18 protein-coding genes are annotated in these 22,912 nt (G+C 65.9%); 3 read left to right on the top strand and 15 right to left on the bottom strand.

The genetic code is table 11. From position 1 onward, the window contains the following. The first annotated feature begins 47 nt into the window (after nt 1-47). Nucleotides 48-1,469 carry a glutamate--tRNA ligase gene (gene gltX, locus WFK98_RS07180; protein ID WP_336799756.1) on the top strand — a complete coding sequence of 474 codons (1,422 nt, stop codon included), beginning with the start codon at nt 48-50 and terminating at the stop codon, nt 1,467-1,469. Nucleotides 1,470-1,684: 215 nt separating this feature from the next. Then, nucleotides 1,685-2,977 (top strand): citrate synthase, encoded by a 1,293-nt coding sequence (gltA, locus tag WFK98_RS07175; RefSeq protein WP_266340094.1) that lies wholly within the window; start codon nt 1,685-1,687, stop codon nt 2,975-2,977. Between the two features lie 374 nt (nt 2,978-3,351). Here gltA and lpxB read toward each other — a convergent pair whose 3' ends face one another. The 15 genes from lpxB to dnaE form a co-directional block, all read right to left on the bottom strand. Further along, on the bottom strand, nt 3,352-4,527 hold the full coding sequence (gene lpxB, locus WFK98_RS07170) for a lipid-A-disaccharide synthase (protein ID WP_266340093.1): 1,176 nt from the start codon (nt 4,525-4,527) through the stop codon (nt 3,352-3,354). After that, a complete protein-coding gene (locus WFK98_RS07165) occupies nt 4,524-5,393 on the bottom strand; it encodes a UDP-2,3-diacylglucosamine diphosphatase LpxI domain-containing protein (protein ID WP_266340092.1) in 870 nt (289 codons plus the stop codon). Before WFK98_RS07165 ends, lpxB begins: the two co-directional genes overlap by 4 nt. Nucleotides 5,394-5,403: 10 nt before the next feature. Beyond that, a complete protein-coding gene (gene lpxA / locus WFK98_RS07160; RefSeq protein WP_266340091.1) occupies nt 5,404-6,222 on the bottom strand; it encodes an acyl-ACP--UDP-N-acetylglucosamine O-acyltransferase in 819 nt (272 codons plus the stop codon). A 10-nt stretch (nt 6,223-6,232) separates the two neighbouring features. Next, a complete protein-coding gene (fabZ, locus tag WFK98_RS07155; RefSeq protein ID WP_266340090.1) occupies nt 6,233-6,700 on the bottom strand; it encodes a 3-hydroxyacyl-ACP dehydratase FabZ in 468 nt (155 codons plus the stop codon). 4 nt (nt 6,701-6,704) lie between these two features. Then, the gene (lpxD, locus tag WFK98_RS07150; RefSeq protein WP_336799755.1) at nt 6,705-7,772 is read right to left on the bottom strand and encodes a UDP-3-O-(3-hydroxymyristoyl)glucosamine N-acyltransferase; all 1,068 of its coding nucleotides are present in this window, start codon (nt 7,770-7,772) and stop codon (nt 6,705-6,707) included. A gap of 69 nt (nt 7,773-7,841) precedes the next feature. After that, nucleotides 7,842-10,160 carry an outer membrane protein assembly factor BamA gene (gene bamA, locus WFK98_RS07145; protein ID WP_266340088.1) on the bottom strand — a complete coding sequence of 773 codons (2,319 nt, stop codon included), beginning with the start codon at nt 10,158-10,160 and terminating at the stop codon, nt 7,842-7,844. A gap of 219 nt (nt 10,161-10,379) precedes the next feature. Next, on the bottom strand, nt 10,380-11,525 hold the full coding sequence (rseP, locus tag WFK98_RS07140; RefSeq protein WP_266340087.1) for an RIP metalloprotease RseP: 1,146 nt from the start codon (nt 11,523-11,525) through the stop codon (nt 10,380-10,382). A 36-nt stretch (nt 11,526-11,561) separates the two neighbouring features. Then, on the bottom strand, nt 11,562-12,791 hold the full coding sequence (gene dxr / locus WFK98_RS07135) for a 1-deoxy-D-xylulose-5-phosphate reductoisomerase (RefSeq protein WP_336799754.1): 1,230 nt from the start codon (nt 12,789-12,791) through the stop codon (nt 11,562-11,564). Further along, complete coding sequence (locus WFK98_RS07130) at nt 12,785-13,582, bottom strand: phosphatidate cytidylyltransferase (protein WP_336799753.1); 798 nt, start codon at nt 13,580-13,582, stop codon at nt 12,785-12,787. Before WFK98_RS07130 ends, dxr begins: the two co-directional genes overlap by 7 nt. 62 nt (nt 13,583-13,644) lie before the next feature. Beyond that, nucleotides 13,645-14,430: an isoprenyl transferase gene (locus WFK98_RS07125; RefSeq protein ID WP_266340084.1), complete on the bottom strand. Its 786-nt coding sequence runs from the start codon at nt 14,428-14,430 to the stop codon at nt 13,645-13,647. Nucleotides 14,431-14,447: 17 nt separating this feature from the next. Then, complete coding sequence (gene frr, locus WFK98_RS07120) at nt 14,448-14,993, bottom strand: ribosome recycling factor (protein WP_266340083.1); 546 nt, start codon at nt 14,991-14,993, stop codon at nt 14,448-14,450. A 46-nt stretch (nt 14,994-15,039) separates the two neighbouring features. Continuing rightward, a complete protein-coding gene (gene pyrH, locus WFK98_RS07115) occupies nt 15,040-15,762 on the bottom strand; it encodes a UMP kinase (protein ID WP_336799752.1) in 723 nt (240 codons plus the stop codon). 107 nt (nt 15,763-15,869) lie between these two features. Beyond that, a complete protein-coding gene (tsf, locus tag WFK98_RS07110) occupies nt 15,870-16,796 on the bottom strand; it encodes a translation elongation factor Ts (RefSeq protein ID WP_266340081.1) in 927 nt (308 codons plus the stop codon). Between the two features lie 106 nt (nt 16,797-16,902). Further along, entirely contained in the window at nt 16,903-17,679 is a 777-nt protein-coding gene (gene rpsB / locus WFK98_RS07105) for a 30S ribosomal protein S2 (RefSeq protein WP_266340080.1), read from the bottom strand. A 629-nt stretch (nt 17,680-18,308) separates the two neighbouring features. Next, the gene (gene dnaE / locus WFK98_RS07100; protein WP_266340079.1) at nt 18,309-21,776 is read right to left on the bottom strand and encodes a DNA polymerase III subunit alpha; all 3,468 of its coding nucleotides are present in this window, start codon (nt 21,774-21,776) and stop codon (nt 18,309-18,311) included. Between the two features lie 542 nt (nt 21,777-22,318). On the opposite strand from dnaE, the gene WFK98_RS07095 reads away from it, so the two are divergent. Further along, nucleotides 22,319-22,879 (top strand): DUF1269 domain-containing protein, encoded by a 561-nt coding sequence (locus tag WFK98_RS07095; RefSeq protein WP_266340078.1) that lies wholly within the window; start codon nt 22,319-22,321, stop codon nt 22,877-22,879. Nucleotides 22,880-22,912: the final 33 nt, after the last annotated feature.

Here is a 22,912-nt window from a genome sequence, read left to right as displayed (position 1 = left end):
CATGCCCCTTGGCTTCCTTGCGGCTCCCCGCACATCGAGATCAGTCCATGTCCAAACCGGTCGTCACCCGCTTCGCCCCCTCGCCTACCGGATTCCTGCACATCGGCGGTGGCCGCACCGCCCTGTTCAACTGGCTCTATGCGAAGCATACGGGCGGCAGAATGCTGCTGCGGATCGAGGACACGGACCGCGAACGCTCGACCGAGGCCGCCATCGACGCCATCCTCGACGGCCTGAAGTGGCTCGGCCTCGACTGGGACGGCGAGACCGTGTTCCAGTTCGCCCGCGCGCCGCGTCATCGCGAGGTGGTCGAGGAGCTGCTCGCGGCCGGCAAGGCCTATCGCTGCTACTGCACGCCGGCCGAGCTCGACGCGATGCGCGAGAAGGCGCGGGCCGAGGGCCGCGCGCCGCGCTATGACGGCACCTGGCGCGACCGCGACCCGTCCGAGGCGCCGGCCGGGGTCAAGCCCGCCATCCGCATCAAGGCGCCGCTCGAGGGCGAGACGGTGATCGAGGACCTCGTACAGGGTCGCGTCGCGATCCCGAACAAGGATCTCGACGATCTCGTGCTGCTGCGTTCGGACGGCAACCCGACCTACATGCTCTCCGTCGTCGTCGACGATCACGACATGGGCGTCACCCACGTCATTCGCGGCGACGACCACCTGACCAATGCCGCGCGCCAGATGATCATCTACCAGGGCATGGGCTGGGACGTGCCGGTGATGTCGCACATCCCGCTCATCCATGGCGCCGACGGCGCCAAGCTGTCGAAGCGCCATGGCGCGCTCGGCGTCGACGCCTACCGCGCCATGGGCTACCTGCCCGAGGCGATGCGCAACTACCTGGTCCGACTCGGCTGGGCGCATGGCGACGACGAGATCATGTCGCTCGAGCAGATGGTCGAGTGGTTCGATATCGTCGATGTCGGCCGTTCGGCCTCGCGCTTTGACTTCGCCAAGCTGGAGAACCTCAACGGTCACTACATGCGGGCGACCGACGACGAGACGTTGATGAAGATCTTCCTCGACACGCTGCCCTACCTGCCCGGCGGCGAGGCGATGGAGGTGCAGCTGACCCCGGAGAAGCTGGAACAGCTCCGTCTCGCCCTGCCCGGCCTGAAGGATCGCGCCAAGACGCTGGTCGAGCTCAAGGACGGCGCCAACTTCCTGATGGTGCAGCGTCCGCTTGCGCTGGACGAGAAGGCGACGACCATCCTCGACGGCAATGCCCGAGCGCTCCTGAAGGATGTGCACGAGGTGCTGGTCGGCGTGAACGACTGGACGGTCGAGGCGACGGAAGAGGCGGTCAAGGCGTTCGCCGAGTCGCGCGAGCTGAAGCTCGGCAAGATCGCGCAGCCGCTCCGCGCGGCGCTGACGGGACGCGCGACATCGCCCGGCATCTTCGACGTGCTGATCGTTCTCGGCCGCGAGGAAAGCCTCGGCCGCATCGCCGACCAGATCAGCTGAAAAACCTGTTGCGCGGGCGGGTCCGATCCGGGCCCGCCCGCCCTTCTCTTTGATATCAAAGCCTTATTATAGGCCAGTTTCGGACCGCTTGCCGCGCTGCAATAAATCGGATACCCATCGGTCCGTAAAATTCTCGGCAGCGCTGCCAAATCCACATCCTGACAGGCGCGCGAGCAACCGCCCGAACAGAACAATTATTCAAGGGGGTAGGTTTCATGAGCGAAACCAAAGCGACACTCACAGTCGGTGGCGAGTCCTGGGACTTCGACGTCAAGCAAGGCACCCTCGGACCCGACGTCATCGACATCGGATCGCTCTATTCCAAGACCGGACGCTTTACCTACGACCCCGGATTTACGTCCACCGGCGCCTGCGACAGCAAGATCACCTTCATCGACGGCGACAAGGGCGTGCTGCTCTATCGCGGTTACCCGATCGAGCAGCTGGCCGAAAACGGCGACTTCCTCGAAACCTGCTACCTGCTGCTCTACGGCGACCTGCCGACCGCCGCGCAGAAGGCCGATTTCGATCAGCGCGTCACCTATCACACGATGGTGCACGAGCAGATGTCGCGCTTCTTCACCGGCTTCCGCCGCGACGCGCATCCGATGTCCGTCATGGTCGGCGTGGTCGGCGCGCTTTCGGCCTTCTACCACGACTCGACCGATATCTCGGACCCGCATCAGCGCATGGTGGCCTCGCTCCGCCTGATCGCGAAGATGCCGACGATCGCGGCCATGGCCTACAAGTACCATGTCGGCCAGCCCTTCGTTTACCCGCTGAACTCGCTCGACTACGCGTCGAACTTCCTGCGCATGTGCTTCGCCGTACCGGCGGAAGAGTACAAGGTGAACCCGATCCTCGCCCGCGCGATGGACCGGATCTTCATCCTCCACGCCGACCATGAGCAGAACGCCTCGACCTCGACGGTCCGCCTCGCCGGCTCGTCGGGCGCCAACCCGTTCGCCTGCATCGCGGCCGGCATCGCCTGCCTCTGGGGTCCCGCCCATGGCGGCGCCAATGAAGCGGCGCTCAACATGCTGCAGGAAATCGGCACGGTCGACCGCATCCCCGAGTTCATCGCCCGCGCCAAGGACAAGAACGATCCGTTCCGTCTGATGGGCTTCGGTCATCGCGTCTACAAGAACTATGATCCGCGCGCGAAGATCATGCAGAAGACCTGCCATGAGGTTCTCGGCGAGCTCGGCATCACCGACGACCCGATCCTCGAGGTCGCGCTGGAGCTGGAGCGCATCGCGCTTCACGACGAGTACTTCGTCTCGAAGAAGCTCTACCCGAACATCGACTTCTACTCCGGCATCACGCTGAAGGCGCTCGGCTTCCCGACGACCATGTTCACCGTGCTGTTCGCGCTCGCCCGCACCGTCGGCTGGATCGCGCAGTGGAAGGAAATGGTCGAGGATCCGAGCCAGCGCATCGGCCGCCCGCGCCAGCTCTACACGGGCGCAGCGCAGCGCGACTACGTTCCGGTCTCGAAGCGCCACTAAGGCGGTTCGATTTGAATGCAAAAGGGCGCCTCCGGGCGCCCTTTTTTTGTCGCCAGCCCTCGAAGAAGGCCCTCACCCCACCCCTCTGCCGCGCGCGGGAGCGGGAGCGCGGCCCGTACAATCACCGTCTCACCCCGCCCTCGCCGTCTCCCGGGCTTGACCCGGGATCCATTCAGCCGAGGTGCGCGACGGCGCGGAACTTGCGCGTCATCACTCGCAGACATCGGCGAACCCGACCCAGCTCGCCGATGATACGGCTGTATGGATCCCGGATCTTCGCTTCGCTACGTCCGGGATGACGACGGAGAGAATGAAGGGTCCGCGGCAGCATTGGCGAGAGTGCGGGTATGAACCGCGCCCACATGCGCCTGCCCTTAGCCCCGTGCGGCCAGCACGCCGAGCACCGACTCCGCCGCGCGATCGGAGGGCGGCACGCCGCCGGTGCTCATCAACGCGTCCAGCCGGGCGAATCCGTCGAGCTGCGCCTGGCGCGACGGGCCGTCGGGTATCAGCGGCGCCAGCGCCTCGACCAGCTTTGCCGGCGTACAATCATGCTGGATCAATTCCGGCACGACCGGACCGTCGAGGATGATGTTCGGCAGAGTTGCGAAGCGGCCGATGATGAGATGCTTCGCCACCTTTGCCTCCCAGCCGGGAACGCGATAGGCAGCGGCGAACGGCACGCCGGCCAGCGCCAGCTCCAGCGTCACCGTACCGGAGGCCGCAAGCGCCACGCGCGCGGTTCGGAAGGCCGCGAGCTTCGCTTCTTCGCCGGCTACGATGTGAGGCCGCACCGGCCAGTCCTGGGTCGCCTCGGCGACCATGTCGACCAGGCGCGGCAGGGTCGGCAGCACCAGCCTGAAATCCTGGCCGCGCGCCCTGAGCAGGCCGAGCGCCTCGCCGAAAGGCCCGCCAAGACGCTTCAGTTCCATGCGCCGGCTTCCAGGCAGCACCAGCACGATCGGCGGCTCGCCATTGCGCAGCGCCAGATCGGCGGCGCTCGGCTGCAGGCTCGGGATCTCGCTCAGGAGCGGATGGCCGACATAGCTCGTTTCCGGTCCGCCGAGCCGTCGCATCACCTCCGGCTCGAAAGGCAGCAGCGCCAGCACATGATCGATCGTGCCGTACATCTTGCGTGCCCGGCCGGGTCGCCAGGCCCACACGGTCGGAGCGACATATTTGACGATGGGCAGATGCGGCAGCCGCCGGCGTACCTGCCCCGCGACACGGCGATTGAAATCCTGCGCGTCGACAAGCACGAGGATTTCGGGCGGATTGGCGACGATCGCCTCGACCGTCTGGCGCATCCGCCTCAGGATCGTCGGCAGCTTGCCGATCACGGCGCTGAAGCCCATCGCCGTCAGGTCGTCCATCGGATAGAGCCCGCGCAGGCCCGCGGCCGCCATGCGATGGCCGCCGACGCCGCGGTAGGAGACGCCGCCCGCCCATTTCTCCGCCAGCGACCGCATCAGGCCCGCTGCGAGGATGTCGCCCGATTCCTCGCCCGCGATGATGAAAACGTCGAGCGGTTTGACCGCCGGCAGCGTCATGGATCGAGCCCGATGATGAACAGGCCCCTTGCGTCGGCTATGCGCACGATGGCCTCGATCTCCGCGGCGATGACGCCGCCCGCCTCGACCGCCACGCCGGCAAGACCGGCATCGGCGGCAAGCTCGATTGTCCGCGGACCGATCGACGGCAGGTCGAGCCGGCGATTCTGTTCGGGCTTCGGCGCCTTGACGAGGACGCCCGACTTGCCGTGCAGCTTGATCCGGCCGTTGGCGCGCAGTTCGCGGCACCGCGCCAGCATCAGGTCGGTACCCTCAGCCGCCTCGACGGCGAGCACGCGGCGAGCGCCAACCACGACCCCCTGCCCGATATCATAGGAACCGAGCGCGCGAACGACGTCACGGCCGAAATGCGCGGCGGCGAGGTCTTCGGCGCTCGGCTCGAACGCGCCGAGCACGCCGGCCGGAACCAGGATCTCGGGCGCGATCTCATGCGCTCCAACCAGCTCGAAGCCGTTTTCCTCGAAAATGCGCCCTACGGCGGAAAGGAGATGGTCGTCGCCGCCACGAAACATGCCGAGCACGCGCGGCAGCAGTTTCAGCGAGCCCCAGTCGACGCGAAGCTTGCGGATGCTCGGACGCAGCACCGTGCCGACGAAGACGACCTGGCGGCAGCCATGGCTGCGCAGCGCCGACGACAGCTTGCCGAAGGCGCCGATGTGAATCCACTCATGCGGATAGCGCTCGACCTCGGCGTCGGCGAAGCCATGGATCGGCAGCAGGAAGACCTTGCGCCCGGATTTGAGCGCGGCCTCGGCGACGACAAAGGGAAAGGCGCCGCCGCCGCAGATGATGCCGAGCGTGCCCGGATCGGACGCGCTCGGCACGGATCGGGCCGCATCGGTCACGGCCTGCCTCTCACGCGTCCGCGTCGTGATGTTCGGTCGCGGCGCCGCGCGGCACCGTCAGCCGGCGCTTGCCACGGTTGTGGATGAAGTTCACCACATGCATGACATTGGCGTCGTCGGCATATCGGCCGGCCACGGTCTCGATGCGCTCGGCCAGCTGGCCGGGGCCGTAGAACAGGTCGCGATAAGCGGCGCGCAGGCGCTGGATCGCCGGGCGGTCGAAACCGCGGCGCTTCAGACCGATGATGTTGAGGCCCCCAAGGCCTTCCGCGCCCTCACGGACGGCGCCAAACGGGATCACGTCGTGCCAGATCGGGCAGAGGCCGCCGATGATCGCCTGATCGCCGACGCGCACGAACTGGTGCAGCGCGCAAAGACCGCCGAGAAAGACGTTGTTGCCGATCTCGACATGGCCGCCGAGCGTGGCGCAATTCGCCATGATGACGTCGTTGCCGAGCGAGCAGTCATGCGCGATGTGCACGCCGGTCATCAGGAAGCAGCGATCACCGATCTTGGTTTCGCGGCGCTCGCCGACCGAGCCGATGCTGATCGTGACATTTTCGCGGATGACGCAGTTCTTGCCGATCGTCACGAGGCCCGGTTCGCCCTTGTAGTGGACGGACTGCGGATTGCCGCCGATCGAGGCGAACGGATGGATCGTCGTGCCTTCGCCTACCGTCGTGCGGGCGGTGATCGAGACATGGTTGTGAACCACCGCGCCATCACCGAGCACGACATCGCGACCGATCATGGAGAATGCGCCGACGCGGACATCGGCGCCGAGACGCGCCCCATCCTCGATGACGGCTGTGGGATGAATGTTGCTCATGAAGCTCCGTTCACTGATCAATCAGCATGGCGCTGATCTCAGCCTCTGCGACCTTGGTCCCTGCGACGATACCCTCGCACTGGAACTTCCAGACCGCGCCGCGCGAACGAGTCTTGCGGACGTGGTATTCGAGCACGTCACCGGGGACCACCGGCTTGCGGAACTTCGCGCCATCGATCGTCATCAGATAGACGACACGCGGCGGACCTTCCTTGGCGGCATTGGCGATGCAGATTGCACCAGCCGTCTGCGCCATGCCCTCGAGGATCAGAACACCCGGCATCACCGGATGCCCGGGGAAATGACCCTGAAAATGCGGCTCATTGAAGGAGACGTTCTTCAGTCCCCTGGCGCTTTCGTCGCGGTCGATGTCGACGATGCGATCCACCATCAGGAACGGATAGCGATGCGGCAGCAACTCCAGAATCTTCTGGATGTCGGCAGCGCCGAGCACCTTGGCTTCCTCGGTTACGGTCATGGGCTCAATCCCCCTGGCTATCCTTATTATGTCCGGCTTTGACTTCCCGCTGAGCGAGGCGCCGGATGGCGACCTCCTCGCGATACCATTCCTTGATCGGCCGCGCGGGCGCGCCGCCATAGCGGCCGCCGGCCGCCAGGTCGTCCTTGACGCTCGCCGTCGCAGCAACCTGCGCGCCGGCCCCGACCGTCACATGGCCGTTCACGCCGACCTGACCGCCGAGCACGACGAAATCGCCGAGTGTGGCGCTGCCGGAAATGCCGACCTGGGAAACGATCACGCAATGGCGTCCGATCGACACGTTGTGTCCGATCTGGACCAGATTGTCGATCTTGGTGCCCTCACCGATCACCGTGTCGCGATTCGCGCCGCGGTCGATCGTCGTGTTGGCGCCGATCTCAACGTCGTCCTGGATCACCACCCGGCCGATCTGCGGCACCTTGGAGTGACCACGGCCGCTCATCAGATAGCCGAAGCCATCCTGGCCGATACGGACGCCGGGATGGACGACAACCCTGTTTCCAATCAATGCGTTGGTGATGGTTGTTGAAGCGGCGATCGAACTGTCCCGGCCAATGCGGACGCCCGCGCCGATCACCGCGCCGGGTCCGATCACCGTGTTGGAGCCAATCTCGGCGCCCTCGCCGACGACGGCGCCGGGCTCGACCGTCACGCCGGCCTCGAGACGAGCCGTCGGGTGCACATGGGCAGCCGGCGAGACGCCCGAACCGAAGACAAGCGCGGGCCGCAGCGCGGTCGGATAGAGCCGCACCTGCACCGCGACATAGGCTTCATAGGGCTTGGCGACTTCAAGCGCCGCTACGCCGGCCGGGACGGCTGCGCTGTGCTTCGGCGAACAGAAGCACGCGGCCGCCTGCGTATCGGCCAGCTGCGGCACATAGCGCGGATTGTCGATGAAGGTCAGGTCGGACGCGCGCGCCTGGTCCAGCGGCGCGACACCCCGGATCAGCCGACCGCCCTCGACGCCGTTGGCGATCCGCGCGCCCGTCATGGCGACGATGTCATCGAGTGTGATCGGGCCTGACGGAGCGAAAAAGACGGGATCTGTCATGCCGCGCGTGTCCACAAATAGAAAGGCCGCCGGCTCACCCGGCGGCCTTGCAGATCTCTATAGAGGCTATCAGAACTGGGTGCCAGCGCTGAAGCGGAACACCTGGGTCTTGTCCCAATCCGCCTTGGTGAGAGCTTCGGCGAAATCGGCACGCAGAAGACCGAACGGCGAGTTCCAGATGATCGAGGCGCCGACCGACGAACGGATCAGCGAGCTGTCCTGAACATCGAGACCCTCGAGACCGTCATAGCCCCACAGCGAGCCGGCGTCGGCGAAGACCGCGCCGCGCAGACCGAACTCTTCCGGGAAGGCCGGCAGCGGGAACTGAGCTTCGGCCGTCACGTTCCAGTAGTTCTTGCCGCCGATCGCGTAGTCATCGACGTTACCCTGGACACGACCGCCATAGCCGAACGACTGGAAGCCACGGATCGTCTCGCCGCCACGGAAGAAGTTATCGAGGACCGCGACGTCCTTGCCGCCGAAGCCGGTGATGTTGCCGGCGCCGCCCTTCAGGAAGCCGATGACGCCGCTATCCGGCCACAGCTCCTTGTAGATGCGCGCGTCCAGGGCGCTGCGGACGAACTGGCCGTCGCCGCCGACACCCGCGAAGTCCTGCGCGAACTTCACGAACACGCCGTCGTGCGGGTCCTGGAAGTTGTCGATCGTCGAATAGGTCAGCTGGTAGCCCAGCGACGAATTGATGGTCGATCCGAGCGGGTACAGAGCGGGAAGGACGCCCGAGCCAGCCGGCGGCAGGAGGATGTCGCTCTCGTAGTTGCTGCCATACGACGTGACGTCGCGCTGGACGAGCTTGTAGTTGAACTGGACGTTGAAGTCGTCGGTGATCGGCAGGCCGAGACGCAGCGTACCACCCCAGCTGTCCATGTTGTACGGACGGAAGTCCGTATCCTTGGCCTGGTTGTAGAACACGTCGAAGCCGAGCGACATGCGGCGACCGAGGAAGTACGGCTCGGTGAACGACAGATTGACCGTACGGTCATCCACGCCGCCGCCGACCGAGACCTTCAGGTACTGGCCGCGACCGAGGAAGTTCTTTTCGGTCATCGACACCGAGGCGATGAAGCCGCCGCCCTGGTCGGTGGTGTAGCCGCCGCCGACCTGGAACGAACCGGTCGACTGATCTTCGACCTGCACGTCGATGACGACCTTGTCGGGCGCGCTGCCCGGCTGCGTCGTGACCGAAACGGTCTTGAAGTAGCCGAGGTTCTTCAGGCGGCGCTCCGCCTTGTCGACGATGACGCGGTTGTACGCATCGCCTTCGGACAGATCGAACTCGCGACGAATGACGTAGTCACGCGTACGGGTGTTGCCGCGCACATTGATGCGCTCGACATAAAGACGCGGACCCTCATCGATCAGATAGGTGAGATCGATCGTGTGGTTCTCGTAGTTGCGGTCGCCGCGCGGACGGATCTGCGCGAAGGAGTAACCCTTGCGGGCGATCGCCGTGTTCAGGTCTTCCGTGGTGCGCTCGACCAGGGTCGCGTTGAACACCTTGCCTTCGCGGGTGCGGACGAGACCCTTGAGGTTGGCGGCGTCGACTTCCGGGATCGACGAGTCGACGTTGACCGTGCCGAAGCGGTAGCGCGGGCCTTCGTCGAGGGTGATCACCAGATTGTAGCGGTTGGTCGCCTCGTCGAAATTCGCTTCCGCCGAAACGATGCGGAAGTCGGCGAAGCCGTTGCGCAGGTAGAGGCGGCGAATCAGTTCCTGGTCGGACTGGAAGCGCGCTTCGTCAAACGTGTCGCGCTTCGACAGCCAGCTGGTGATGTTCGTCCGCTTGGTCGTCATCACGTCGCGCAGGCGGCTGTTCGAGAACGCCTTGTTGCCGACGAAGTTGATGCTGGAGATACCGGTGCGCGTGCCTTCGTTGATGACGAAGGTGACATCGATGCGGCCATTGTCGCGCGGCGTCGTCTGCACGGTGACACCGGCTTCCGAACGGCCATTGCGGCGATAGGCTTCCTTGATCCGCTCCACGTCGCCGTCGAGCTTCTCCTGCGTCAGCACGCCGCGAGACTTGGTCTCGATGATCGGCTGCAGCATGTCCTTCTTGAGCTTCTTGTTGCCCTGGAAGCGGACGGTGCCGACGATGTTGTTTTCCTTGACGTGAACCACCAGCGTGTTGCCCTGGCGGTTGATCTTCACGTCCGAGAACAGGCCAGTCGCGTAGAGCGCCTTGACCGATTCATTGATCTCGGCAGCGCCGAAGTTCCGGCCGGGCTCGATCGTCAGATAGTTCCGGACCGTCTCCGGATCGACGCGCGAGTTGCCCTGCACGACGATGTTGCGCACGACGTCAGCGTGGGCTTGCGTTGCCCCAATGACGGACATCTGCGCGGCGAGCGCCGGCACGGCCACAGTCATGACCGCGGCACGGGCCGCTCCCCGCGTGAAAGTCTTGAAGGAATTCATTGGGTTCAAACGCCCTGCTCTATTCTGACTTCCTAGGCTCGAGCCCCGAGACGGGATTCGTACCGGACTGATCAACTGCAGCTTTGTGGCATGCGCCCGAACCGTTCGCAAGCCGAGCCCCATAGTGCCACAACGGAATTTAACCGTCCGTTGCCAACGCGCCACGCTGGCTCAAAGAGAGCTCAAGTGGATGATATCGTTCCAGGTTGTGAAGATCATCAGCATAAGCACGGCGGCGAGGCCGATGCGGAAGCCAATGTCCTGCGCGCGCTCGCTGAGCGGCCGGCCGCGGACGATCTCGAAGAAATAGAACAGCAGGTGCCCGCCATCGAGCATCGGCACGGGGAAGAGATTGAGCAGGCCAATCGAAACCGAGAGGATCGCGGCCAGATTGATCAGCGCGACCACGCCGAGCGTCGCCACCTGCCCCGAAACCTGCGCCACGCGGATCGGGCCGCCCAGTTCCTCGGTCGACTCGCGGCCGGTAAAGATGCCGCCGATATAGTCAAAGGTGCGCTCGACGATGAACCACGTTTCCTTCGCGCCCTGCCAGATGGCCTCGGGCGGGGAGAATCGCTCGAGCTTGACGTCGCCGCCGCTCGCGCTGCGCGAGAGTCCGAGCTGGCCAATCTTGTGGACATTGCCGAAGCGGTCGGTGACCTCGCGCCGCTGTGGCGTCGCCTGGAGGGTCACCTCGCCGCCGTCGCGCTCGACGCGAATCGAAAGCGTCTCGTCGGCGCTGGCGCTGACGATGCGCTGCAGGTCGTTGAAGGACGAAATCGGGCTGCCATCGATCGAGAGGACGAGGTCGCCGACCTTGAAGCCAGCCGCTTCGGCGGCGCCGCCGGAGACGATCTGGTCGACGCGGGCGCTCGTCACCTCGCGGCCATAGACCGTGAAGATGCCGGCGAAGATGACGATGGCGAGGATGAAGTTGGCGATCGGACCGGCGGCGACGATCGCGGCGCGCTGCCAGACATTCTTGGCGAAGAAGGTGTCCTTGCGGTCCTCCTCCGACATGCGGTCGATGGTTGCGCGGCTCGGCGTGCTGGCAGCGTCCTCGTCGCCCAGGAACTTCACATAGCCGCCGAGCGGAATGGCGGAGATCTTCCAGCGCGTGCCGCGACGGTCATTGAAGCCGATCAGCTCCGGGCCGAAGCCGATGGAGAAGGCCTTGACACGCACGCCGCACCAGCGGGCGACGAGAAAATGACCGAGCTCGTGAAAGAACACGACGATGGTCAAAACGAAGAGGAACGGAATCAGGTAGCCGAGCGTGCTCGATCCGAAATGTCCCAAGGGAGCCAGAACGTCCATTCCTCACTTCACCTTTCCGCTTCCGCGGTCAGCGCGTCAGCCGGCGCGCCGTCCTCGGGAGTCAATTCGTTCGGCGGCGAGACGCCGCCCTTCGCGATCGAGCGCCAGAACGGCCTCGAGCGTGTCGAGCTCCGTTCCGCCGACGGTCCCGGTCGCAACGTCAAGCACAGCCTCGACCGTCGCCGCGATCTCGAGATACCCGATCGCCCCATCGAGAAACGCCTGAACGGCGACCTCATTGGCAGCATTCAGAATATTGGTGGCCCAGTCGCCGTTTTCCAGCGCCGTCCGCGCCACCCGCAATGCCGGAAAACGCTGCAAATCCGGCTTTTCGAAGGAAAGCATGCCCACCGTGGCGAGATCGAGCCGCGGTGTTGCCGTTTCGACCCGGCGCGGCCAGTTCAAGCAATGCGAGATCGGGATCCGCATGTCGGCGACGCCGAGCTGGGCGACGACCGATCCGTCGGAATAGGTGACGAAGCCGTGCACGATCGACTGCGGATGCACCAGCACGTCGAGCCGGGCCGATTCGATATCGAACAGATGGTGCGCCTCGATCAGTTCGAGGCCCTTGTTCATCATCGTCGCCGAATCGATCGAGATCTTCGGCCCCATCGCCCAGCGCGGGTGCTTCAGCGCCTCTGCCGGCGTGGCGCGGCGCATCTCGTCGAGTGTCGCGGTGCGGAACGGGCCGCCGGAAGCGGTGATGGTGATGCGCTCGACAGCGTGGAGATTGTTCGCCTCCAGCGACTGGAAGATCGCGTCATGCTCCGAATCGACCGGCAGCACGCGAACCGAAGCCGCCGCGGCGCGGCGATTGAACAGGCCGCCGGCGCAGACCATGCATTCCTTGTTGGCGAGCGCGATATCGGCGCCGGCATCGATCGCCGCCAATGTCGGCTCCAGCCCTGCGGCGCCGACGATGGCGGCAACGGCAAGATCGACCGGGCGCGACGCCGCCTCGACGATCGCGGCCGGGCCGGCGGCGACGCCGATGCCCGTCCCGGCGAGGCGCGCGCGCAGCACTTCGAGCCGGTCGGGATCGCCGATCACGGCATGCTTCGCACCAAGGCGGATGGCGGTCTCGGCCAGTTCCTCGGCGCGTCTCTGCGCCGTCACGACCTCGACGTCGAAGGAATCGCGGTGCTGCAGCACGACATCGGCCGTGCTGACGCCAATCGAACCGGTGGCGCCGAAGATCGACAGGGTGCGGCGCGCCTTGTCGGTCCGCGTCCGTCCCTCCGGCTGCGCCGGGCTTCTCACCATGAAAGCAATCCCTGGCCGATATGGTGGTCGCCATTCAAGGCGCCGATCAGGGCGGCGCCGATGGCGGCGAAGATCAGGCCGTCGACCCGGTCCATCATGCCGCCATGGCCGGGAATGATGCAGCCGGAATCCTTCTTGTCGAAGTGGCGCTTGATGGCCGATTCGAACAGGTCGCCGGCCTGCGAGACGATCGAGAGCACCGCCAGGCACAGAAGCAGCAGCGGGCCGACCCGGACGCCGAACAGCCAGGCGGCCAGCGCGGCCAGCACGACGCCGCCGACAAGGCCGCCGATCGAGCCCGACCATGTCTTCTTCGGCGAGACGCGCGGCCAGAGCTTCGGCCCGCCAAGCGTGCGGCCGGCGAAATAGGCGAAGCTGTCCGTCGCCCAGACGAGCACCAGCAGCACGACCACGGAAGCGAGGCCTGCCGCATCCTCGCCACGCAGCGCCGCGAGGCAGACGCCGAGCAGGCCGGAATAGGCGACGCCGGCGGCGAGCCAGGCCGAGCGCGAGATCAACGCAACGCCGACCATGCCGGCAACCAGCACGGCGAGGCCCGTGACCAGGCCCTGCATGCCGGCGACGATCGCCGACAGCGCGACGAAGGCGACGCCGATCGAGACATCGGGCGTGGAAGGCAGGAGGCGCGGCGACCGGCCGATGATGTTCGCCCATTCGGCGAAGACGATCGCGGAGACGAGCGCCACTAGCAGATAGGCGGGCAGACCGCCCCACCAGGTGACGGCGAGCGCCAGCGGCACGAGCACCACGGCGGACCAGAACCGAAGCATCAGGTCGCTTCGGCGGGGCCTGCCGTCGTCATTCGCGGGAGGGCCCACGGGATCCAGGGATTTCAACCGCTCCTCCGGGCGGCAATTCCGCCAAAGCGCCGCGTGCGGCGCGAATATTCCTCGACCGCCTGCAGATAGGCCGCGCGGTCGAAATCGGGCCAGTAGGCCGGCAGGAAGACGAGCTCGGCATAGGCCGCCTGCCAGAGCAGGAAATTCGAAAGCCGCATTTCGCCGCTGGTGCGGATGACGAGATCCGGATCCGGCATGTCGGCCGTGTCGAGATGGGCGCGGATCGTGTTCTCGTCGATCGCCTCCGGCGCGAGCTTCCCCGCGGCAACGTCGGCGCCGATGCGGCGCACGGCGCGGGTGATCTCGTCGCGCGCGCCATAGTTGAACGCGATGACCAGGCGAAGGCCGGTATTGTCCTTGGTCAGCTTCTCGGCCTGATCGAGCAGCGAGCGGATATCGGCCGACAGCTTCACCCGGTCGCCGATGACGGTCACCCGCACGCCGTTGCGGTGCAGGTCGGCGAGGTCGCGCTGGATGAACAGCCGCAGCAGGCCGAACAGGAACTGGATCTCGAGCGGCGGGCGCGACCAGTTTTCCGACGAGAAGCTGAACAGAGTCAGGTGCGAGACGCCGAGCTCGCGCGACGTCTCGACCGCGGCGCGAACCGCCTCCATGCCACGGCGATGGCCTTCGGTGCGGGTCAGGCCACGGCCCTGCGCCCAGCGACCGTTGCCATCCATGATGATGGCAACGTGCCGGGGCACGCTCAGCCCGACCGATGCCACGCCAGGAGCGTCCACCAGCAGCTCGGCGCCCGAATCGTCGGCATTCGAGTTCATGGCTGCCCCGCCCTCACTCAGATCTGGGTGATCTCCGCTTCCTTCGCCGCGAGGATCGCGTCGATCTCGGCGATGGTGTCGTCGGTGAGCTTCTGGACCTTTTCGGAGAGCTTGCGGCTCTCGTCCTCGCTCATGCCGTCCTTCTCGCTCTTCTTCAGACCGTCAATGCCGTCGCGACGGACATGGCGGACCGAGATGCGGGCGGCTTCGGCATATTTATGCGCGACTTTGACGAATTCCTGGCGGCGCTCGGCGTTGAGCTCGGGAATCGGAATGCGGAACACCTGTCCTTCGACGACCGGGTTCAGGCCGAGGCTCGACTCGCGGATCGCCTTCTCGACGGCGCCCGCGGTGGCGCGATCCCAGACCTGCACCATGATCAGGCGCGGCTCCGGCACGCTGATCGTGGCAAGCTGGGTGATCGGCATATGCGAGCCATAGGCATTGACCATGATCGGATCGAGCATTCCCGACGAAGCGCGACCGGTGCGAAGGCCGGCAAGCTCGGTCCTGAGGACCGAGATAGCGCCGTCCATGCGGCGTTTCAGGTCGTCCAAGTTCATGGCATCCTCTTAAGGCTGGCGCGCGCGGAGCTTACCGCTGCGCGCATCACTCGTCAGCGACAATCGTGGCGCGGCCCTGGCCGCGCAGAATATCGACAAACGCGTTGGGTTCCTGGATCGAAAATACGACAAGCGGAATGCCGTTGTCACGGGCCAGCGCCACGGCCGCCGTGTCCATGACCTGCAGGCCGCGCGCCAGCACCTCCGCATGGCTGATTGTGTCGAAACGGACGGCGTTCGGGTCCTTGCGCGGATCGGCGGAGTAGATGCCGTCCACGTTCGTGCCCTTGAACAGCGCTTCGCAGCCCATTTCGGCCGCGCGCAGCGCCGCGCCCGAATCCGTCGTGAAGAACGGGTTGCCGGTGCCGCCGGCGAACAGCACGACCTTGGAGCGCTTCAGCGCCCGCTCTGCGCGCTGCTGGCTGAACGTCTCGCAGATGGTCGGCATCGGCACGGCCGAGAACACGCGGGAAGAAATGCCGCGGCGCTCCAGCGCCTCGTGCATGCCGATCGCGTTCATCACCGTCGCCAGCATGCCCATGTGGTCGCCGGCGACGCGATTGCCGCCCGCCTTGGCGATGGTCATGCCGCGAAAGATGTTGCCGCCGCCAACGACGAGGCCGACCTCGACGCCCAGTTCGACCGCCTGGCCGACTTCTCCCGCGATCCGGTCGATGACCTTTTCATCGATACCAAAGGGCTGATCACCGAGAAGCGCTTCGCCAGAGACCTTGAGGAGGACACGTCGAAAACGGACCGACTCCGCCATGCTTGTTTCCTCTTCGCTTTATGAAAGGCGCCTTCGGATACACGAAGGGCGCCGGGATGTCATCCGGCGCCCTGTCTTTTCTCGGAAAGGAACGGGTGTTCCCCGAATTATTTCGTGCCGGCGGCAGCAGCGACTTCGGCCGCGAAATCCGACTCTTCCTTCTCGACGCCTTCGCCGAGGCGGAAGGAGACAAAGGTGGTCAGCTCGATCGGCGCGCCGACATCCGCCTCGGCGGCCTTGAGGGCCTTCTCGACGGTCAGGTCGGGGTTGATCACGAAAGCCTGCGAGAGAAGCACGACTTCCTCGTAGAACTTGCGGACGCGGCCCTCGACCATCTTCTCGATGATGGCTTCCGGCTTGCCGGACTCGCGAGCCTGCTCGGCGTAGACGGCGCGCTCACGCGCCACGACGTCGGCGTCCAGCTCTTCGCTGCGAACGGCGAGCGGGTTGGTGGCGGCGATGTGCATCGCGACCTGGCGGCCGAGCGCCAGCAGCTTGTCCTTGTCGCCGGTCGACTGCAGGCCGACGAGGACGCCGATCTTGCCGAGGTTCGGAGCGACGGCCGAGTGGACATAGCTGGCGACGACGCCATCGGTCACCTCGACGGCGGCCGAACGGCGCAGGCCCATGTGCTCGCCGATCGTGGCGACAGCGGTGGTGATCGCGGCCTCGACGGTCTTGTCGGAGCCCGGGAAGTTCGCAGCCGCGACCGAGGCGACCGCGCCATCGGTGGCGAGCGCCGCCTGGGCGACGTTCTGCACGACCTGCTGGAACTCGGCGTTGCGGGCCACGAAGTCGGTCTCGGAGTTGACCTCGACGACAACCGCCTTGGCGCCCGAAGCAGCCACGCCGACCAGACCTTCAGCCGCGACGCGACCGGCCTTCTTGGCAGCCTTGGCGAGACCCTTGGTCCGCAGCCAGTCGATCGCAGCCTCGACGTCGCCGTTGTTCTCGATCAGCGCCGCCTTGCAATCCATCATGCCCGCGCCGGTCTTCTCGCGCAGGTCCTTCACCATCGAAGCGGAAATGGTCATCGTCTGCCTCGTTTTCTCGTTTTTCTAACGAACAGCCGGGCAGAACGCCCGGCTGACTGTGTCTTCGTTTCCAACATCACGCAGATCTGCGTGACGACGGCGTGACTTAGGCGGCGGTCTCGGCCGAGGCTTCCTCGCCGAGCGCCTCTTCGTAGACTTCGTCCTGGGCGCCGAGGTCGATGCCGGCGCCGCCGGAGGCGCGCATGATGCCGTCGAGCGCGGCGCGGGCGACGAGGTCGCCGTAGAGCGTCAGGGCGCGACCGGCGTCGTCGTTGCCGGGGATCGGGTAGGTGATGCCATCGGGATCCGAGTTCGAATCGATGATCGCCGCGACCGGGATGTTCAGGCGACGGGCTTCCTGGATCGCCAGGGCTTCCTTGTTCGTGTCGATGACGAACAGGAGGTCCGGGATGCCGCCCATGTCCTTGATACCGCCGAGGGCGTTCTCGAGCTTGTCACGCTCGCGCGACAGCGTCAGACGCTCCTTCTTGGTCAGGCCCTGCACGTCGGAGCCGAGCAGCTCGTCGAGGTGGCGCAGGCGCTGGATCGAGTTCGAGATCGTCTTCCAGTTGGTCAGCATGCCGCCGAGCCAGCGCGAGTTGACGTAGTACTGCGCGCAGCGCTTGGCAGCCGAGGCGACCGGCTCGGAAGCCTGGCGCTTGGTGCCGACGAACAGGACGCGGCCACCGCCGGCGACGGTGTCGCTGACCGCCTGAAGGGCGCGGTGCAGCATCGGCACGGTCTGGGCCAGGTCGATGATGTGGATGTTGTTGCGGACGCCGTACAGGTACGGGGCCATCTTCGGGTTCCAGCGGTGCTTCTGGTGGCCGAAGTGGACGCCAGCCTCAAGCAGCTGACGCATCGAGAAATCCGGAAGAGCCATAGCCCTATCTCCTTTTACCGGTTCAACCTCCGTGGGGAAAGCCGCGTTCGCGACACCGGTGGGTTCCGTCGGTCGAATGGCTGTTCGCCGCCGGAGCCCGAGCCCCACGTGTGGAATGCGCGCCTTATAGGGGGCGATCGGCCGAAGCGCAAGGGATTCGCTGCGTCGACGGAACACAAGGTGGGGATCGGTTGCCGCAACCGCCAGGTTCCCGCGCCGGTTCTGCGCGGGCTGGCCTTCCGGTCGGGAACTGCAGCTATTCCGGATTTAGGAAAGCCCCTCACCCCAACCCTCTCCCGCGCGCGGGAGAGGGGGCCGACGGCGCCGATTGCAGCATTGGCTCGCCGTCGATGAGGATCGCTGCCCCAAAAGCCCTCGCCCGCTTGCGGGAGAGGGTTGGGTGAGGGTCTTGCTTGCCGACCTCGCGCCGAAACCGTCATTCCCGCCAAGGCAGGAATCCAGGTAGCCGAGGCCACATCCAGCCGATCGAGGCACGGCTCCGAACCTCCCGATATCGCGGCTGAATGGATCCCGTCTCGGGGGACGGGATGACGGCGAGCGTGTTGAGGCACGGAGGCAGGACGAAGGACGCCCGCCGCCTGCACCCGCTCGACCTACACCAGTTCGACCTAAACCAGCTCCACCTGCACCACGCCGCTGACCGCGCGGAGCGCGCCGGCGATCTGCGGTGATAGCAGGTAGCGGCCGGGCAGCTGCACCTCGACCTCGCGCTGCCCCTTGTCCAGCATCAGCACAAGGCTGACGTCGCCGTCGCCCTTGCCACGCGCCAGATGGCGCTCGATGCTTCGCAACGGCTCCTCGCCGCGCATGAAGATACGGAGCGCCTTCAGGCCGGTCGTCATCTGGTCGAGCGGCTTCACCGAGATGATGCGGACGCTGATGCCCTCCGGCCGGTCTTCGGCGGCGACCTGCACGATCACCGACTGGCCGGGCTCCAGCTTGTCGCGGAACTCGTTCAGCGCTTCCGAGAACATGATCGCCTCGAACTGGCCGGTCGGGTCCGAGAACTGGACGATGCCCATCTTGTTGCCGGACTTGGTCTTGCGCTCCTGCCTCGTCGTGACCGTACCGGCGAGGCGGCCAGCAGCCGAACCGAGGCGCACGGCCTCGGAAAACTCGGCCCAGGTCTGCACGCGCATCCGCTTCAGGATCGGCGCGTATTCGTCGAGCGGATGGGCGCTCAGGTAGAAGCCGACCACCGCATGCTCGCGCTGCAGCCGCTCCGAGGGCATCCACGGATCGACGAAGGGCAACGTCAGCGCGCCGCCCTCCCCGCCGCCGCCGGCGCCGAAGAAATCGTCCTGGCCGATCGCCGTGCCTTCGACCACGCGGTTGCCGATCGCCATGATCCGCTCGATGCCGGCCATGACACGGGCGCGGTCCGGGTTGAGCGTGTCGAGCGCGCCGGCGCAGATCAGGCTTTCCAGCGTGCGCTTGTTCAGGATGCGCGGATTGATGCGGGCGGCGAAATCGGCGAGATCGCGGAACGGCCGATCGCCCCGGCTCTCGACCAGATGCTCGACCGCCTGGCTGCCGACACCCTTGATGGCGGCCAGCGAATAAAGGATGCGACCTTGCTCGACGTCGAAGACGGCGCCGGAGCGATTGACCGACGGCAACTCGACGGCGAAGCCGAGGCGCATCGCCTCGCGACGGAAATCGTTCAGCTTCTCGGTATTGCCCATGTCGAGCGTCATCGACGCGGCGAGGAACTCGACCGGATAGTTCGCCTTGAGATAGGCGGTCTGGTAGGCAACGAGGGCATAGGCCGCCGCGTGGCTCTTGTTGAAGCCGTAGTCGGCGAACTTCGCCAGCATGTCGAAGATCGAGTTGGCGTGGTCCTTGGTCAGGCCCTGCTTGATGGCGCCGTCGACGAAGCGGTCGCGCTGGGCGTCCATCTCCGCCTTGATCTTCTTGCCCATGGCGCGGCGCAGCATGTCGGCTTCGCCGAGCGAATAGCCGGACAGGATCTGCGCGATCTGCATCACCTGTTCCTGGTAGATGACGACGCCGTGCGTTTCCTTCAGCACCACCTCGATCAGCGGATGGTAGTAGTCCGGCTCTTCCTCGCCATGCTTGCGGGCGTTGTAGGTCGGGATGTTGTCCATCGGGCCCGGGCGATAGAGCGCCACCAGCGCGATGATGTCCTCGAACCGGTCCGGCCGCATGCCCATCAGGGCCTTGCGCATGCCCTGGCTTTCCAGCTGGAACACGCCGACCGTCTCGCCCCGCGCCAGCATCTCGTAGGATACCTTGTCGTCGAGCGGGATCGCGGCGAGGTCGACGGTGATGCCGCGCTTGGCGATCAGCTTCACCGCCGTCTCCAGCACCGTCAGCGTCTTCAGGCCGAGGAAGTCGAACTTCACCAGGCCGGCGCTCTCGACCCACTTCATGTTGAACTGGGTGACAGGCATGGTCGAGCGCGGGTCGCGATAGAGCGGCACCAGCGCGTCGAGGCGCCGGTCGCCGATCACGATGCCGGCGGCGTGCGTCGAGGCGTGGCGATAGAGCCCCTCGAGCTTCTGCGCCATGTCGAGCAGCTGCGCGACGGTCGGGTCCTCGTCGCGCGCCTCGCGCAGGCGCGGCTCGTCGATCAGCGCCTGCGCCAGCGACACCGGGTTGGCCGGGTTCTGCGGCACCATCTTGCAGAGACGGTCGACCTGACCATAGGGCATCTGCAGCACGCGGCCGACGTCACGCAGCACGGCGCGCGCCTGCAGCGTTCCGAAGGTGATGATCTGCGCCACCTGGGCGGCGCCGTATTTCTGCTGAACGTAGTCGATGACCTCGCCGCGGCGGTCCTGGCAGAAGTCGATGTCGAAGTCCGGCATCGAGACGCGTTCGGGATTGAGGAAGCGCTCGAACAGCAGCGCGAACCGCATCGGGTCGAGGTCGGTGATGGTCAACGCCCAGGCGACGAGCGAGCCCGCGCCGGAGCCGCGGCCCGGACCGACGGGAATGCCCTGCGACTTCGCCCACTGGATGAAGTCCGCGACGATCAGGAAGTAACCGGGGAACTTCATGCGCTCGATGATCGAGAGCTCGAACTCCAGCCGGTCCCAGTATTCCTTGTCGGTCAGGCCCGGGGCGAGGCCATGGAAGGCCAGCCGCTTCTCGAGGCCGGAGGTCGCGAGATCGCGCAGCGCCTTGACCTCGGCGCGCTCCGCCTCCTCCGCGTCGGCATCGGCGCCGGCGAAGCGCGGCAGGATCGGCTTGCGCTTGGTCGGCCGGTAGGAACAACGAAGCGCGATCTCGACCGAATTGTCCGTCGCCTCCGGCAGGTCGGCGAACAGCTCGACCATCTCGGCGCGCGACTTGAAATAGTGCTCCGCCGTCAGGCGCCGGCGGTTCTCCTCCGCCACCACCGAACCCTCGGCGATCGCGATCAGCGCGTCATGCGCCTCGTAGTCGCCGCGCTTCGGGAAGAACGCCTCGTTGGTCGCGACCAGCGGCAGGCCATGGCGATAGGCGAGATCGATCAGCTCCGGCTCGGCGCGCTGCTCCTCGATCGCGTGATGGCGCTGCAACTCGACATAAAGCCGGTCGCCGAGCAGGCCGGCCATGCGCTCGATCCGCTTTTCGGCAAAGCCGCCCTGACCGATCCGGATCGCCTGGTCAAGCGGCCCGTTGCCGCCGCCGGTCAGCACGATAAGGCCGGAATGCGTCTCTTCCAGATCGGTGAACTTGATATGCGGCTTGTCGCCTGGATCCGTCTCCATGAAGGCGCGCGAGACGAGGCGGACGAGGTTCCAGTATCCGGCCTCGTTGGCCGCGATCATGACGAGGTCGGAGAGATTCTTCTGGCCCGGCACCGGACGGCGCGACGGCTCGAAGCCGTCGTCGAACAGAACCGAGACCTGGCAGCCGATGATCGGCTGGATGCCGACCTCGACCGTCTTCTCCGAGAATTCGAGCGCGCCGAACAGATTGCCCGTGTCGGTCAGCCCGAGCGCCGGCATCTTGTCGGCCGCCGCCAGCTTGATCAGCGACTTCAGCGGCAGCGCGCCTTCGAGCAGCGAATAGGCGGAGTGGACGCGCAGATGAACAAATCCGACGTCCCGGGCGATATGACTCATCAGGCGATCCTCTTCCGCCTGATTTACGTCCACAGCGCCGCGCCTGTCCATCGCATCGGCGCCTTTCCCCCGGTCGTCGCGGGTCAGACGATGTTGACGAGAAGATCGGACCAGAGGCTCACCATCGCGATGAACAGCATCAGGGCGCCAAGGGCGGCAACGTCACGGATATAGGCGGTCATGGCTATCTCCATATCGGACTGTCGATGCCTCATATGTTCATGTTTTGTTCTCATCGTCAAGCCTCCCGTCCGGCCCGGCATTTTCCGTAGCGTCCGCGCGGGTTTCCAAGGTCGATGCGGCCATAGAACTCCCGCCACGCGGCACCCCGCCCCCCCCGCGCATCGGCCGTGGGAAAACTTCAATTTAGGAACACAGAGCCGTGCGGCGGGATTTGGCGCGCTCGCAATCTTCGCCAGTCGCGCTATGGTAGCGCCGCTGGACCCATGCGCCTCTCCGGCGCGTGGTGGCTGGGCATGTTTCCACCTGCCGGCCAACCGATCCGCGGTTTCAAAATCGTCCCGAACGATGGAGTTTTCCCGATGAGCGACCTCGTCTTTATCGCCTTTCCGTCCGAGCAGAAGGCCGAGGAAGTGCGCGACCGCGTGCTGGAGATGCAGAAGGAGTATCTGATCGAGCTCGGCGACGCCGTGGTGGCCGTGCGCGACGCCAATGGCCGGATCAAGCTCAACCAGTTAGTGAACACGACGGCGACCGGCGCGGTCTCCGGCGCCTTCTGGGGCACGCTGATCGGCTTCATCTTCCTGATGCCGCTGGTCGGCACGGCGATCGGCGCCGCCTCGGGCGCGCTCGGCGGCAAGCTGACCGATGTCGGCATCAACGACCAGTTCATGAAGGACGCGGCGCAGTCGCTGGCGCCGGGCAATGCCGGCCTGTTCCTGCTCATCCGCAAGATGACCACCGACAAGGTGCTGGCGGACCTGCGCGGCGTCGGCGGCACGGTGATGCGCACCTCGCTCACCGACGAGCAGGAGAAGGCGCTGCGCGAGGCGCTGGCCGATCACTCCGGCGCTCAGGCCGCCCCGGCCGAGGCCGCGCCGGGTTCCGCCCCCGCCGGCGGCGCCACCCCGGCCACCAGCTAGTCGCCCTTAACCTGGAATGTCGCCCTTGCCCGT

The organism is Kaistia sp. MMO-174 (assembly GCF_037147815.1).
GTDB classification, from domain to species: domain Bacteria; phylum Pseudomonadota; class Alphaproteobacteria; order Rhizobiales; family Kaistiaceae; genus Kaistia; species Kaistia nematophila.
The sequence above is the reverse complement of the archived record's forward strand: the minus strand, read 5'-3'. Positions and strand labels throughout refer to the sequence as shown.